The organism is Kribbella sp. NPDC058693, from assembly GCF_042715335.1.
In the GTDB taxonomy this organism is placed as follows: Bacteria; Actinomycetota; Actinomycetes; order Propionibacteriales; family Kribbellaceae; genus Kribbella; species Kribbella jiaozuonensis.
The window spans coordinates 116,200-131,056 of record NZ_JBHXSQ010000002.1 but is presented as its reverse complement, the minus strand read 5'-3'; the positions used below and the strand labels follow the sequence as shown (position 1 = coordinate 131,056).

The following is a 14,857-nucleotide window of genomic DNA, read 5'->3' as shown; positions in this document are numbered from 1 at the left end:
ACGGTACCGTACTCTTACGCTAACGGTACGATAGCGTTTCGATGGAGGTGGATCAATGGTCTCGCGTGGTGACGGTGCCCGGCAGCGGATGCTCACGGCTGCGCTCGGCGTGCTCGACGAGTCGGGGCTGGTCGGGTTCACGATGGAGGCGGTCGCGCGGCGGGCCGGCGCGAGCAAGGCGACGCTGTACCGGCGCTGGCCGACCACCGGGGCGCTGCTGGTCGACGCGATGGACGCCACCTTCCGCCCGTTGCCGACGCCGGACACGGGGTCGGTGGTTTCCGATGCCACGGAGATCCTGACCGCGTTCGTGACGCTGCTCGAGCGGACGCCGTTCCCTCGCCTGCTGGCCGCGTTCATCGACGCCGCCGAGCGCGACCCGGCGCTGTCGAAACTGCACACCGATCTCACCAACCGCCGCCGCGAGCCGATGCTCGTCGTACTGGCCCGCGGTCGCGAGCGCGGCGAACTCGGCCCGGACACCGATCCCGAGCTGACCACGGACCTGCTCACCAGTCCGTTCTTCTACCGTCACTTCGTTGCCCACCGCCCCATTCCACGCGGAATGGTCGCCGAAGTCGTCGAACGGGTGCTGACGCCGAAGACCTGACGGGTCCCGTCGGCCAGGACGACCAGACCGGTGCGGGAGCGCATCCACTCGAGACCATCCGCGCCGAGCGCGAAGGCCGCGGTCGCGTCGATATCGGCCTGGGTCAGCGACCGATGGACCACGGTCACCGACGCGAGCACGGCCGGCGTCGTACCGGTGCGAGCATCGGTGATGTGGTCGCCACGCCGGTGCAGCCCGGAGGTAGCGATCGCGCCGTTCCGGATCGGCACCACGGCGACCACCTTCTCCGGCGCATGGGGGTCCTCGATCCCGATCCGCCAGCCGACCGAGTGCGGACCGCTGACCCGGCAGGTCAGGTCGCCGCCGGCCGAGAGGCAGTAGTCCGTGCCAGGCAGTCTGTCGAAGGCCTGTGCGGCCCGCTCGACGGCCCAACCCTTCACCACACCGCTCGGGTCCAGCACCCCGTTACGTCGTACGTCGAACGCGCCGCCGGTCTCGACCCGGGCGTGTTCGCCGAGCGCGAGGACCTCGGCGACCTCCGGCGGACAGTCCGCAACAGCCAGCTCGCCGCGGTCGAGGCGGGACACGTAAGAATCGGGCCGGTAGGTGCTGAAGATCCGGTCGGCATCCCGCAGTACGTCGAGGGCGTTGGCCCACGCCTCGGTCGCGCGGTCGTCGGCCGCGTGCCGCCCGCGCAGCGCCAGGCTGATCGGCATCCCCATCACGTGCTCGACGTACCGCGTGGTCATTTGACCTGGTCCAGAACGCTTTGCAGGGAACGGATGTAGCCGTCGCTGGTCACGGTCGCCCCGCTGACCATGTCGATATCGGCACTCTGCGCCTGCACGGTCTCGTTGATCAGGATCGGCAGCGCGTACTCGTTGATCTCGGCGTCGCGGCGATTCCCGTTCGGGTACTGCGGAACGCTGACGGCCGTGATCTTGCCGCTCTGCACGGTGAGCTGTACCTGGACCGGACCCCATTGCGTCTGCGCGACGTCACCCGTGACTGTCGACGAACCGGGCGCCGACGAGGGCACAGATGAGGGCGCCGTCGACGGAGCGGACGCACCAGGTCCGGTTTCGTTGCCGCTGGCAAGCGGTGTGGCAGCCTCCGGACCGGAGGTCGACGTGCGGTAGCCGAACAGCAGGACGACGGCCGAGACCGTACCGAGGAACCAGAGCACGATGCGTTTCACGAGATCACCACTTGAACGTTTCCAGATGGAGCCGCTCGGCCGGGAGACCGGCGGCGTCGAGGGTCTGCTTCACCAGCTGCGTCCACGCGTCCGGTCCGCACAGGTAGACATCGCGTTCGGCGATGTCCGGGATCCAGTGCCGAAGCGCTTGCAGGTCGTCGAGCTCGCCCGGCCCCGGGCCGAACCACGAGCCGAGGCCGCGCCGATGACCTGGCAGCGACAGCAGGGACAGTCCGCGATCGCGATGGAGCGCCTGCAGTTCGTTCCTGAAGAGCTGATGATCGGTGTACCGCTGGATCAGGACCGCGTCGCCCGGCGCGTAGTCGAGTCCTTCGGCCAACGCACGCAGCGGGGTGATGCCGACCCCGGCGCCGATGAGCGCGATCCGCCGTGTGGTCCGGGCCCGCGCGCTCAACCGTCCGTACGGTCCTTCGACCAGAACGCGCGTACCCGGACGTACGCCGCCGAGCGCCGCGCTTCCGTCGCCGGCTTCCTGGACTGTGATCCGCAGACTGCGGCCGTCCGGCGCGGCCGACAACGAGTACGGGTTGGCCCGGGTCCAGCCTGGCCGGCCGAGGAACCGCCAGGAGAAGAACTGACCGGCTTCGGTCTGCAGCCGGTCCAGCCGCCGTCCCTCGACGTACACCGAGACGATGCGATCGGCCTCGCGGACGACGGCCGTCACTCGCAGCCGGTGCCGGGCATTTCGCCAGACCGGCATCCCGATCCGGAACACCAGGATCGCCGCGGCTGTCAGAGCCCAGGCGGTCCACCAGAAGACGGTCCGGCTGGTCGACGAGAGGAAGTCCTGGCCGGTCCAGAGCTGGTGCGGCAGCGCGAGTCCGACGCCGAGGTACGCGTACAGGTGCAGCAGATGCCACGACTCGTACCGGATCCGTCGCCGCGCGGCCTTGATGCTCGTCACCACGGTCAGACACAGGCAGATGGTGCCGGCCACCGCGAGCAACATGCCCGGGTAGTCGACCGTCAGGTCCCACAGCGTCGCGGGCGTGCGGACCAGCTCCCCCGCCGCGTACCCCCAGGTGATGGTGACGATATGCGCCAGCATCAGGTTGAACGACGTGAACCCGGTCAGGCGGTGGATCCGCGCGAGCCGATCCTGCCCGTACGCCGCCTCGAGCAGCGGCACCCGAGCCATCAGCAGGACCTGCGCGAGTAGCAGGACAGCGGCGAGCAGCCCGGTGAGCCGGCCGAGCGACGTGAGGCCGGTCGCCCAGCCGCCCAGCTCCTGGACGCCGCCGTCCGCCACCCACCAGTACGTGACCAGCAGCAGGCTCAGCCACAGGACCACGAACGCACAGGTGCGCACCGTGTCGTCGGCGTGAGCCCGCCGACCCAGCGCTTCGAACATGGCGACTCCTCGGGGATGACTGCATCCCAGTGTCGAGTCGCCTGCTGAGCGCATCCTTCGGCTTGGCTGTGAGCCTGCTGTGAAGCGGCCGTTTAAGGAAAGCCGTTCGGTGTTGCCCGCGGCCAAGGAAATGGCTATTGTTGGGTGTTTGTACGGGCAATAAAAAAGACGCCCTTTCGGGGCATCTGTTTATAGATTAGCAGATGCGATCGGGGGTTCGCAAGAGCATGGGGGCAGCGTGACGGATCAGCTACTCGCGGACGAGATCACCGCAGAACAAGGAGAAGTGGACCGGATGTACGACCGGCTGGACATCCTGCGCGAACGAGCCAAGAGCGAACTCGACCGGGTACAGCTCGAGGAAACCACCGGCACCGACCAGTCCTACACCGAACGCGAATCGTTCACCGACCTGTTTTCCGGGCGATTCTCGCAGTTGTCGTCGGTCGAACGCGGATTGTGTTTCGGTCGGATCGACGAAACCGCCGGAGAACAGTTCCACATCGGCCGGATCGGATTGTTCGACGACGACTACGAACCGATCCTGGTCGACTGGCGGACGCCGGTCGCGCAGGTGTTCTACAGCGCCACCGCCGCCGAGCCGCTCGGCGTCAAACGCCGCCGGCACATCCGGCTGCACGGCCGGACCGTGGTCGGGGTGGACGACGACCTGCTCGATCTCGAGGCGTTGGGCGACGGCGAACGCAGTACGTTGATCGGCGAGGCCGCGTTGCTCTCGTCGTTGACCGCGAGCCGCACCGGCCGGATGAACGAGATCGTCGCGACGATCCAGTCCGAGCAGGACCGGATCATCCGGGCCAGCCTGCCCGGCGTCCTCGTCGTACAGGGCGGTCCGGGGACCGGCAAGACCGTGGTCGCGCTGCATCGCGCGGCGTATCTGCTGTACACGCATCGCGAGCAGCTCGGGCGCAGCGGCGTACTCGTGGTCGGGCCGAACAGCACGTTCCTGCGCTACATCGACCAGGTGCTCCCGTCGCTCGGCGAGACCGACGTCGTGCTCGCCACGATCAGCGAGCTGTACCCAGGTGTCTCGGCGACCGCGCCGGAGTCGGCCGAGGCCGCGCGGATCAAGGGCGACCTGGCGATGGCCGACGTACTCGCGGAGGCGATCAGCCGGTTCCGCGTCGTACCGACCGCGCCGATCAAGCTGAAGGTCGACCAGCACGAGCTGGTGTTGCGGCCGAGCGCGATCCGCAAGGCGCAGCAGAGCGCGCTGACGGCGCGGGAGCAGCACAACCGGGCCCGCCCGCTCTTCGTACGACGGATCCTGAAGACGCTGACGAACCAGATCGTCGAACAGATCGGACGCCAGTACGTCGGAGCCGTCGACATCGAGGACATCGAGAAGGAGCTGTCCGAGGACGACCGCGTCCTGGAGCTGCTCGACCGGCTCTGGCCGGAGCTCACGCCGCAGCTCCTCATCTCGGTGCTGTTCTCCTCGGCGGACCGATTGGCCGCCGCCGCACCACAGCTCACCGACGACGAGCGCACCGCCGTACTGCGGCCTGCGACGGCCGACTGGGCTCCGTCCGATGTCGCGCTGCTCGACGAGGCCGCCGAGCTGCTCGGGGAAACCAGCGGAGTCGTTGCCGGACGCAACCGCCAGGCCGCCGAGGAGGCCGCTGCGGTCGAGGCCAACCGTGAGTACGCACATGGCGTGATCGATATCGAGCTGACCGCCGAGCGGATCGAGATCATGCCCTGGGAGATCGAGCAGTTCAAGGACCTGATCGCCCAACGCACGCGCCTGATCGAGAACCCCTTCACCCTGGCCGAGCGCGCCGCGTCGGACCGCACCTGGGTCTTCGGCCACGTCATCGTCGACGAGGCGCAGGAACTGTCCGCGATGGACTGGCGCATGCTGATGCGCCGCTGCCCACGCCGCTCGATGACCCTGGTCGGCGACATCGCCCAAACCGGCTCGGCCGCCGGCGTCCGCTCCTGGTCAGACCTCCTGGACCGCTACGCCCCACGCCGCTGGCGCACCGCCGAGCTGACCGTCAACTACCGCACACCCGCGGAGATCATGACGGTCGCCGCCAACATCCTCGCCACCATCGACCCAACCCTCACCCCGCCAACCTCAGTCCGCCGCACCGGCACCGAGCCGACCATCCGCAGCATCTCCACCGAAGAACTCACCGACGCCCTGGCCGCAGCAATCAAGACCTCGCGCGAAGCAATCGACGACGGTCATCTAGCAGTCATCGTCCCAACCTCCCGCTACGACGAGTTCGCCAATGCCCTCCCCGACATCGCCCACACCCACGACCCGTCCGTCCTGGACGCAGACGTCGCCCTCCTCGACGTAGCCCAATCCAAAGGCCTCGAGTTCGACGCCGTCATCATCGCCGACCCAGCCACGATCGTCGCCGGCTCTTCCCGCGGCCTCTCTGATCTCTACGTCGCCACCACCCGAGCCACCAAACACCTCACCATCCTCGGCGACCTCCCGGACGCCTTGTTTTCAAGGGATTACAACCAGTCGGCTACCGCGTGAGCTTGAGCGTTGCCAGGCGGATTCGATCTCGGTCAGCGGCACGCGGTCGATTCTGAAGGTGAGGTCGCCGGAGCGGGTCCAATCGACGACCTGTTGATAGGACTCACCCATCGCCTCCGGTGTCAGGTTGCGGGCGGCGCCGTAGAGCTCGACGCCGGAGGTGCGGAGGGCTGATGCGGGTACGGCGAGGTCGGGGCCGGCGACCTCGCCGATCTGGACGATGCGGGTCGGGGTGGTGAAGGCGAACGTGTCCGGGGTGAGGGCGCGAAGGAGGAGCTCGGTCGGGCGGCCCCACAGGAAGTCGAGGACCACGTCGTACCCGCCGGCGTCGGCGTACGCCTGCTGCAGGTCCTCGTCAGGTGTATTGATGACAGCATCGGCGACGAGCTCGGCGAGTTGGGTGTCGTCGCGGCCGGTTGCCACGATGCGTCCCGCGCCGAGCAGGCGTGCGACCTGGATGGCCAACCGACCGGCGACACCCGTTGCGCCTTGGACCAGGACTGTCTCCCCCGGCTGCAGGCCGGCCGCGGTCTTCATCGTCAGCGCGGTGATCGCCGACGCCATCACGGTCGCGACGGCCGGGTCGATCCCGTCGGGGATCGGCGCGTACGCCCCCTCCGGTACGACGGTCTTCTCCGCGAGCGCGCCGTACGGCGAACGCACGTTGCCGAAACCGACCACCGTCCCGTCCGGCAACCGGCCGATCCCGTCGAAGACCGGGATCATCGGCAGCTCCTCGAGATACTTCCCGCTCGCATAATGCTTGCCGGCGGCAACCGCCTTGTCGACGTTCTCGACCGCGGCCGCGAGCACCTCGATCACCACCTCACCCTCCGCCGGCACCGGATCAGGGAACTCCTCGTACCGCGGGACCCCGCCCACCTCGTGCAGCACAGCAGCCTTGGCGATCGCGGAGGCGATCGTTCCCGACCCCACCCCGGCGGCGCCGGACCAGCCGTGGCAGGAGTGGCTGACCGACTTCGCCCTGCAGTTGCGCGGCGCGCTGCTCGCTCATCCGGACGGCGCCCGGGTCGTCTCGATGGCGCAGCTCTCCCGGCAGACGGCGGCGTGGTCCGAGCTTGCGATGAGTACGCTCGCCGACCGCGGCATCCCCCTGCACAACGCGCGCATCATCGTGCTCACGGTCGAGCGCTTCACGGTCGGTCACGCGCTCGAGGAGCAGTCACCCCGGCCCGACGCCGCCGATTTCGATCTCGAGCACTACAGGGCGGCGTACCCGGTGTCGATGCGCGCGATCGCGGAGTACTTCACGCCCGGCCGGGACGTCGACGACCTGTTCCGGGACTGCCTCGAAGTGGTCGTCGAGGGGGCCTCGGTGATCGCCCGGCAGTGATAGTGCGGTCACTGTTGGTGAGATCGCTGGGCAAATGTGTAAATTCCGTAACAGGGAGAGTGCCTGAGGTACTCCACCTGACGTAATCTGCCCAACCATGCACAGAGGCGAACGGCGGGCCAAGCGGCCCAATGTCGTGATGTCGGTGTTCGTGTTCCTGCTGGTCAGTGTTCTCGCCGGAGCACTGTTCGCCGGACTGGCCCTCCCCTTCGCCGGTCTGGTCGGCGTGACGACGGCCACCGCACACGACACCGTGCAGTACCTGCCCCAGGATCTGAAGACCGCGCCGCAGGCCGAGACCACCGTGATCCAGGACGCGGACGGCAAGACCATCGCGAGGCTGTACCAGCAGAACCGGACGCCGGTGACGCTGAAGCAGATCAGCCCGGTCATGCTCAAGGCGATCGTCGCGATCGAGGACGACCGGTTCTACGAGCACGGTGCGATCGATGCCAAGGGCACGCTGCGCGCGATGCTGCGCAACCAGTCGTCGGGCGGGGTGCAGCAGGGCGGTTCGAGCATCACCCAGCAGTACGTGAAGCTGAACCTGATCAACAAGGCCCGCACGCCGGAGGAGGTCAAGGAGGCCACCGCCGAGACGTACGAGCGCAAGATCGCCGAACTGCGCTACGCCATCGCCGTCGAGAAGGAACTGAGCAAGAACCAGATCCTCAACGGCTACCTGAACCTGGCCTTCTTCGGCGACCGCTCGTACGGCGTCGAGGCCGCGGCCATGCACTACTTCGGCGTCCACGCCGCGAAGCTGAACCTGCCGCAGGCCGCGATGCTGGCCGGCCTGGTGAAGAACCCGACCGGGTACGACCCGATCGACAGCCCGACCCGGGCCAAGGCGCGTCGCGACGTCGTCCTGCGCCGCATGCAGGAGCTGAACATCATCACCGCCAAGCAGGCGGCGGACGCGATCAGGACCCCGGTGATCGACCCCACGAAGGTCCGGGTCGCCCCGAGCGGCTGCGCGAACTCGAAGTACCCGTTCTTCTGCGAGTACGTCGTCTCGAAGCTGAAGGCGAACAGCGCCTTCGGCAAGTCGCCCGAAGAGCGCGAGAACTACATCGAGACGGCCGGCTTGGTGATCAAGACCTCGCTGGACCAGAAGATCCAGGCGGCCGCACAGACCTCGATCAACCAGCACTCCAAGGCCGGGGACCAGGCTGTGGCCGCGATCACAATGGTCGAACCCGGTACCGGACTGGTGAAGGCCATGGCCCAGAGCCGTCAGTACGGCAGCAAGAAGGGCCAGACGTCGTACAACTACAACGTTGAGAAGACCTACGCCGGCGGGTACGGCGGGTTCCAGAACGGGTCGACGATGAAGGCGTTCACGATCGCCGCGGCGATCGGCAAGGGCGTGCCGACGACATACCGGATCAACTCGCCGCAGACGATCGACCTGAGCGGCAAGACGTTCAGCACCTGCAACGGACCGATATCGTCGCCGAACTACAACCCGAGCAACTCGACCAAGACGATCGCGGACCCGTCGATGGTCGACGCGGCGCGCGCCTCGACCAACACCTACTTCCTGCAGTTGTCCGAGCAGATCGGGCTCTGCCCGATCGCGACCGTCGCCTCGAAGCTCGGCATGTACGACGCACAGACGCTGAAGCCGCTCCAGCAGGTGCCGTCGTTCACGCTCGGCTCGGTCGGTCTGATCACGCCGCTGATGCTGTCCAACGCGTACGCGACGTTCGCCGCCCGTGGCATGTACTGCACCCCGCAGATCATCACGTCGATCACGATGATCAAGACGAAGAAGGCGATCCCCACGCCGGGCCCGAACTGCCACCGGGTCCTGTCGCCGGGTGTCGCGGACGGTGTCAGCTACGTCCTGCACCAGGTGATGGAGAGCGGCGGAACCGGCGCGAAGCTGAACTTCGGCAAGAGCGACCTCGCCGGCAAGACCGGTACCATCCAGAACAACTTCGCCGTCTGGTTCTCCGGCTACTCGTCCAAACTCGCCGCCGCAGCGGTGGTTGCCGACGCCGACCCGAAGTACGAGGACCTGGCTCGACTGACGCTGAATGGCAAGAAGATCGGCGACGCATCCGGTTCGGGTACCGCCGGACCGGTCTGGGAGACGGCCATGCAGATGGCGCTGCAGGGCATCCCGACCAGTAAGTTCACCAAGCCGGACGACAAGATCATCCGCGGTGACGTGAAGGACCTGCCGTACCTGAAGGGCATGACGCCCGCGGAGGCCGGTGCCAAGCTGTTGTCGATGGGCTTCAAGGTCGTGATGTCGCACGGCGATCGGGTCGACTCCGACGCCCCTGCCGGCACCGTCGCCTGGACCAACCCACGCCAGGAGGACGGCGCACCGGCCGGCTCGATGGTCACGCTGATCATCTCCAACGGCAGCCGGGCCCAGCCCCCGGTCACACCCCCGGTCATCCCACCGGTGGTGCCGCCCACGATCAAACCGCCGCCCAACATCCCGACCTGCATGCCGTGGGACCCCAAGTGCCACCCCCGCCGAGGAGGCTGACGCCCCGAAGTAGGACACGCGCCGGGGATCACTAGGCTGGGGGCAACACCTAGCTTTTGTGAAAGGACTCCCCCCGTGAGTGTCGATGAGTTGGCCGGTCAGGTTGAGCAGGCGCGCAAGGACTACGAGGCGCTGGTGGCCAAGGGGCTCAAGCTTGATCTGACGCGGGGGAAGCCCTCACCCAAGCAGTTGGACGCGGCGAACGGCGTACTGGGCCTGAGCGGCGAGCCGGTGGCTGCGGACGGGACCGACCTGCGGAACTACGGCGGCCTGCACGGCCTGCCGGAGGTGCGGGCGATCTTCGCCGAGGACCTGCAGGTGCCGGTCGAGCAACTGCTGGCCGCGGGGAACTCGAGCCTCGAGCTGATGCACGACGCGGTCGTGTTCGCGCTGCTCGGGAAGGTGCCGGGCGCCGAGAAGCGGTGGGCCGACGTCGAGGGTCTCGCGTTCCTGTGCCCGGTGCCGGGGTACGACCGGCACTTCGGGATCTGTGAGCGGTACGGGATCAAGATGATCCCGGTGCCGATGACGCCAGAGGGTCCGGACATGGACGTCGTCGAGCGGCTGGTCGCGGAGGACGCCGCGATCAAGGGCATCTGGTGCGTGCCGAAGTACAGCAACCCGGACGGCACCGTGTACTCCGACGAGACGGTACGGCGGCTGGCCGCGATGGAGACCGCCGCCCCGGACTTCCGGATCTTCTGGGACAACGCGTACGCCGTCCACCACCTGACCGACTCCCCCGCGAAGATCGCCGACGTACTCGCGCTCTGTGCGGAGAACGGCCACCCGGACCGGGCGTTCGTGTTCGGGTCGAGCTCGAAGATCACGTTCGCCGGCGCCGGCGTCGCGTTCTTCGGGTCGTCGCCGGCGAACCTCGAGTGGTGGCTGAGCCACACGGTCAAGCGGAGCATCGGACCGGACAAGATCAACCAGCTCCGGCACGTGCAGTTCCTGCGCGACGCCGACGGACTGCGGGAGCACATGCGGACGCTGGCCGAGCTGATCCGGCCGAAGTTCGACGCCGTCGACAAGATCCTCACCGCGGAGCTCGGCGGCACCGGGCTCGCGTCCTGGACCGCTCCGGCCGGCGGCTACTTCATCAGCCTGGAGGTCCCGGAGGGCTGCGCCAAGGAGGTCGTCGCCAAGGCGAAGGCGGCCGGCATCGCCATCACCCCGGCCGGCGCCACACACCCGTACGGCGACGACCCGACGGACCAGGTGATCCGCATCGCCCCGACGTACCCCGAACTCCCCGAGGTCGAGGCAGCCATCACCGGCCTCGCCACCTGCGTCCGCCTGGTCGCGGGTGAGAAGCTTCTCGCCGATCAGGCCTGAGGCGGTAGCTCGAAGAGCAGGCAGGTCGACGTTGCGTGGGCGAGGAGTTTGCCGCGTTCGTCGTACAGGTGGGACTCGGCGACCGCCGTACGACGACCGCGGCTGATGATCGCGCCCTCGCAACGAAGTACGCCGGAGTTGACCGTGACCGGCTTGATGAAGCGGGTCATCAGGTCGAGCGAGGTGTAGCCGACGCCGGCCGGCAGCGTCGAGTGGACGGTGCAGCCGGCGGCCGTGTCGAGCAAGGTGGCGATGACGCCGCCGTGCACCGAACCGAGCGGGTTGTAGTGGAACTCGGCCGCCGGCATGTACACGGTGACCTTGCCTTCCTCGGCCTCGAACCCGGTCGCCCCGACCAGCTGCAGGATCGGCGGCGCCGGGATCAGCCCGTCGCGCATCGCCTGCAGCATCTCGAGCCCGGTCGAGCTGCCGACCCGCGCCGCGGTCTCGGCCGGATCGGTCCAGGTGAAGGTCCGGCTCCGGCTCGCCTGCTGAGTCTCCGTCATGGATCGAGCCTCACATCACCCAGCTGGGTCTGTCAACGAGACCTAGAGCTCACTACGATGGCCGGATGAGTGGCTTGACGACCTACAACGCGCTCGACTGGTCGGTGGCGAACTGCCCGATCGGCCGCACCATGGAGATCCTCGGCGAACGCTGGACGGTCATCGTGCTGCGCGAGGTGTTCAACGGCATCCGCCGGTTCGACGATCTGCGGGTCCGCACCGACATCCCCCGCCAGGTGCTGTCCAACCGGCTCGCCAAACTCGTCGAGCACGGCATCCTCCGGCGGACGCCGTACCGCGAACCGGGCGCGCGGCAACGGTACGAGTACCGCCTCACCGAGCAGGGCCTCGATCTGTACCCGGTCCTGATCGCGATCCGCGACTGGGGCGACAAGTACCTCGCCGGCCCCGAAGGTTCACCGCTCACGATCGAGCACCGCGACTGCGGAGCGCCTGTCCACACCGAGCTGTACTGCGAGTCCGGTCACCGGTTGACGACGCCGCGCGACGCCGTACCGCGTCCCGGGCCGGGTGCCCGACGGCGGGCAAACGTATAAGACAAAGGGTTTTCGGTGGACAGGGCTGTTTCTTCGCGGCCCGCAGTGGTTAGGCTGCCATCCGGGGAGGACGGAAAGTGCGGCAGTTCAACACACCACCAGAGTGGCCTGATCCACCGACGCCGGATTGGCGACCACCACGACGGTGGCAGCCACCCAAGTCCTGGCCGAAGGCGCCGGACCGTTGGGTGTTCTGGGTCGACGAGTACGGCCGAGGAGTTCGCGGACCGATCGGGCGGTACGGCGGACCGCGCCGGATCACGACCGCGATCATGGTCGTCGTACCGACGGCGCTGATGGCGCTCGTGCTGCTGAACCCGTTCAGCAGCGACTCGGAGGACACCGCGCCCAACCTGGGACCGACCGCACCGGTCACGCAGCCGCCGATCGAGCGCAGCGCGAAGCCGGCCCGCGCGGAGCGTACGGCGGCCGCGATAGTGACGTACCGGAGTTGTGCACAGGTCCGTGCCGCCGGGAAGGCGCCGTTGCGCCGGGGCGAACCGGGCTACTCCCGCGCGCTCGATCCCGACGGCGACGGGCTCGCCTGCCCGCCCGTTGTCCGTGGAAGCTCCTGACGGATCCCGTCGTTCCACAGCTCCTGCGTCTGACTGATCCAGAAGGCCGCGAACAGCACGATCAGCGTGCCCTCGATCCACAACACCGCGTGGTCCCAGCCGAAGAGTTTCTTCCACACGAACATCAGCAGCGGCACGACCACCATCAGGATCGCGATCACGGAGTACCTGTTCGCCGGCGAGTGCGGGACCGCGTGCTTGCGTTGCTTGCGCCGGAACTCCTCCGCGTTCAGCAGCACGACCGCGACGATGCAGACGAACATCACGATCGCGGCCGCGTAGTGTGCGTGACCGATGAACCCGGAACGGTCGGCGAAGAACCACGCCAGCCCGCCGCCGAAGATCAGTACGGCGACGCCGAGGCCGAGCAGGTACATCGGCGTCCAGCGACCCGGGTCCTTCGCCCGGTCCCGGACGATGAAGACCGCGGTCAGGATCAGGCACGGTACGCCGACGATGAACAACGCGAGCATGTTGTTCGAGACGTTCGCCGCCGCGTCACCCAGCGCCAACTGCACCGAGTGGCACGGGCCCTGCCCCGGCGTCGGCACCAGCGCGACGGCCGGCGCGAGGATGCCGGCCACGTTCAGCAGGATGTCCTCGGGCTCGGTGTTGCCTTTCAGCACCACCATGCAGACGCCGATCGTGATCAGCGCGCCGACAAAGATCGCCCGCACCGGCGTGTAGTAGTACGCGCTGATCGACGTCTGCAGGCAGCGCGGATCGGTCTTGGACCACTCGATCACCAGCGCAGCGCCGAGCAGGACGATCATCGCCACCATTGCCATCCGCAAGTAGCGGTAGGTCTTGATCGAGTACTCACCCGGCACGGTCATGGTCGCAGTATGCGCGGTTCAGGGCCTGACGACGAGAGGTTGGAACGCAGCCCGGATCGTGCTCGCGGTCGGCCTCACGTCCTGCTGCGTGTCCGGGAAACCGACGCCGTTGTACGTCGTGTACGAGATCGTCGCCGGACAGACCGACCCGCTGATCTGCAGCTTGCCGGTCCGGATCAGCCGCCCGGTGCGCAGCTCGTACACGCGGACCGGGACCTGGATCTTGTAGAACGTCACCCACGTATCCGATCCACCCGAGCCGATGAACGGCGTGTACCGGCACGTCCGCACCGCCGCCCCTTGGGTCTCCTCCCCCGCGCAGACAACCAGCGCAGCGTTGTCGGCCGTGGTCCCCTTCCACTGCGACGGCAGCTTGCTCGTGTATTCACTGGCGCCGGAGAACACCGCGCGGTTGACGCCGTTGCGAAGCCGCGGCGCGGGGCTGTACTTCGCGGGCGTCGAGCAGTAGCCGCCGGACGAGACGAGCCCGCGCACCCGTGCCAGCTCCGCGCGGATCTTCGCCTGCAGGATCTGATAGTTCGCGCTCTGTACGCCGGCCCGCGCCCTGACCGCCTGCTTCGCGCGCGGGTAGCGGCTCACCAGCAGCTGGTAGGTGCTCCGCGCACTCGCCCAGTCCGCCTTCGCCATTTGGGCGTCTGCGCAGCCGAGCAGCGCGTTCGGCTCGAGCTTCGGGACGAGCGCGTTCGGCCGGTCGAGAACGTTGCCGACCGGCTTCCGGGTCCGCAACCAGTTGGTCACCTCGAGACTCCCGCACGAGTCCTTCAGCGGAAACCCGGCCACGAAGTTGTCAACCGCCTTACCTACAGGCGGCAACTGGTTCGGATCCGCAGCCACAGCCGACAGCTGGTCGAACCCCGCCTTCATCCTGGGTACGTCGACCAGCTTGATCGCGCTCGCCAGCCCGTCCGCGGCATCGTCGATCCGGTCGCACGCCGCGACATCACCCTCGACGCGAACGGTCCGCGGCGCGTCCCCGATCCGATGCCCGAGCCCATACTTCGCCTGCGCCGTCCGTACGCCGCCGCAGTCGCCGGCCGCGCGCGCCGTGATCGCCTGCTTGTCGATCCGCTGCGCGTCGTACCGCTCGAAGGCGACACCGCCCAGCACGACGAGCGCGACACCGCCGGCGACCAGCCGCTTGGTGAGATTGGCCGCCTGCAGGCGCTGACTCCGGGCCAGGAACCAGCCGTGGACGACCTGGAGTACGCCCCATCCGAGCAGCGCCAACTCATAGCCGGTCTTCCGTTGGGTGCACAGCAGCACCAGGAGGATCGCCGTACCCGCGAGACCGAGGATGCCGAAGAGCCGGCGGCGGATCAGGAAATAGCCGAGGCCGAGGAACGAGGCGTTGCCTAGGGCAACGGCCAGTGGGTCGTGCGGGCTGAGCGGCTTCGGCGGCGGTCCCGGGTACGGCGTACCTTGCGGGGGCGGAAACTGCTGGTAGCTCATATCCATCGCTCTCGGTCACGGGGCGTCACACCAAGTGTGAGCGAGATCCACCC

Annotated in this window: 14 protein-coding genes; 7 read left to right on the top strand and 7 right to left on the bottom strand. The window is 67.9% G+C overall.

What is annotated here, in order from left to right:
• Nucleotides 1–55 precede the first annotated feature (55 nt).
• Complete coding sequence (locus ACFWUU_RS10360) at nt 56–610, top strand: TetR/AcrR family transcriptional regulator (RefSeq protein WP_380174495.1); 555 nt, start codon at nt 56–58, stop codon at nt 608–610.
• Here ACFWUU_RS10360 and ACFWUU_RS10355 read toward each other — a convergent pair.
• The 3 genes from ACFWUU_RS10355 to ACFWUU_RS10345 are packed head-to-tail and all read right to left on the bottom strand — an operon-like array spanning nt 532 to nt 3,141.
• Entirely contained in the window at nt 532–1,320 is a 789-nt protein-coding gene (locus ACFWUU_RS10355; RefSeq protein ID WP_380174493.1) for an FAD:protein FMN transferase, read from the bottom strand. The genes ACFWUU_RS10360 and ACFWUU_RS10355 overlap by 79 nt on opposite strands.
• Entirely contained in the window at nt 1,317–1,769 is a 453-nt protein-coding gene (locus ACFWUU_RS10350) for an FMN-binding protein (RefSeq protein WP_380174491.1), read from the bottom strand. Before ACFWUU_RS10350 ends, ACFWUU_RS10355 begins: the two co-directional genes overlap by 4 nt.
• A gap of 4 nt (nt 1,770–1,773) precedes the next feature.
• Nucleotides 1,774–3,141, bottom strand: coding sequence for a ferric reductase-like transmembrane domain-containing protein (locus ACFWUU_RS10345; RefSeq protein WP_380174489.1), 1,368 nt, complete (start codon nt 3,139–3,141; stop codon nt 1,774–1,776).
• A 238-nt stretch (nt 3,142–3,379) separates the two neighbouring features.
• On the opposite strand from ACFWUU_RS10345, the gene ACFWUU_RS10340 reads away from it, so the two are divergent.
• Nucleotides 3,380–5,662, top strand: coding sequence for a HelD family protein (locus tag ACFWUU_RS10340; protein WP_380174487.1), 2,283 nt, complete (start codon nt 3,380–3,382; stop codon nt 5,660–5,662).
• Here ACFWUU_RS10340 and ACFWUU_RS10335 read toward each other — a convergent pair.
• Complete coding sequence (locus ACFWUU_RS10335; protein WP_380174485.1) at nt 5,630–6,556, bottom strand: zinc-binding alcohol dehydrogenase family protein; 927 nt, start codon at nt 6,554–6,556, stop codon at nt 5,630–5,632. The genes ACFWUU_RS10340 and ACFWUU_RS10335 overlap by 33 nt on opposite strands.
• Nucleotides 6,557–6,563: 7 nt before the next feature.
• Between ACFWUU_RS10335 and ACFWUU_RS10330 the strand changes: the two genes are divergently transcribed.
• From ACFWUU_RS10330 to ACFWUU_RS10320, 3 genes are all read left to right on the top strand, one after another.
• The gene (locus ACFWUU_RS10330) at nt 6,564–7,016 is read left to right on the top strand and encodes a TetR/AcrR family transcriptional regulator C-terminal domain-containing protein (protein ID WP_380174483.1); all 453 of its coding nucleotides are present in this window, start codon (nt 6,564–6,566) and stop codon (nt 7,014–7,016) included.
• Nucleotides 7,017–7,113: 97 nt separating this feature from the next.
• A complete protein-coding gene (locus tag ACFWUU_RS10325; RefSeq protein WP_380174481.1) occupies nt 7,114–9,522 on the top strand; it encodes a penicillin-binding protein in 2,409 nt (802 codons plus the stop codon).
• A 75-nt stretch (nt 9,523–9,597) separates the two neighbouring features.
• A complete protein-coding gene (locus ACFWUU_RS10320; RefSeq protein WP_380174479.1) occupies nt 9,598–10,860 on the top strand; it encodes an aminotransferase class I/II-fold pyridoxal phosphate-dependent enzyme in 1,263 nt (420 codons plus the stop codon).
• Here ACFWUU_RS10320 and ACFWUU_RS10315 read toward each other — a convergent pair.
• Nucleotides 10,851–11,366, bottom strand: coding sequence for a PaaI family thioesterase (locus tag ACFWUU_RS10315; protein ID WP_137257423.1), 516 nt, complete (start codon nt 11,364–11,366; stop codon nt 10,851–10,853). The genes ACFWUU_RS10320 and ACFWUU_RS10315 overlap by 10 nt on opposite strands.
• A 65-nt stretch (nt 11,367–11,431) precedes the next feature.
• On the opposite strand from ACFWUU_RS10315, the gene ACFWUU_RS10310 reads away from it, so the two are divergent.
• Together ACFWUU_RS10310 and ACFWUU_RS10305 are read left to right on the top strand one after the other, a co-directional pair.
• Nucleotides 11,432–11,923, top strand: a complete 492-nt coding sequence (locus ACFWUU_RS10310; protein ID WP_137257424.1) for a helix-turn-helix domain-containing protein — start codon at nt 11,432–11,434, stop codon at nt 11,921–11,923.
• Between the two features lie 77 nt (nt 11,924–12,000).
• Nucleotides 12,001–12,498 carry an excalibur calcium-binding domain-containing protein gene (locus ACFWUU_RS10305; RefSeq protein ID WP_380174477.1) on the top strand — a complete coding sequence of 166 codons (498 nt, stop codon included), beginning with the start codon at nt 12,001–12,003 and terminating at the stop codon, nt 12,496–12,498.
• On the opposite strand, the gene ACFWUU_RS10300 is transcribed toward ACFWUU_RS10305, so the two are convergent.
• Nucleotides 12,429–13,334: a hypothetical protein gene (locus tag ACFWUU_RS10300; protein ID WP_380174475.1), complete on the bottom strand. Its 906-nt coding sequence runs from the start codon at nt 13,332–13,334 to the stop codon at nt 12,429–12,431. The genes ACFWUU_RS10305 and ACFWUU_RS10300 overlap by 70 nt on opposite strands.
• An 18-nt stretch (nt 13,335–13,352) precedes the next feature.
• Nucleotides 13,353–14,804: a hypothetical protein gene (locus ACFWUU_RS10295; RefSeq protein WP_380174473.1), complete on the bottom strand. Its 1,452-nt coding sequence runs from the start codon at nt 14,802–14,804 to the stop codon at nt 13,353–13,355.
• Nucleotides 14,805–14,857: the final 53 nt, after the last annotated feature.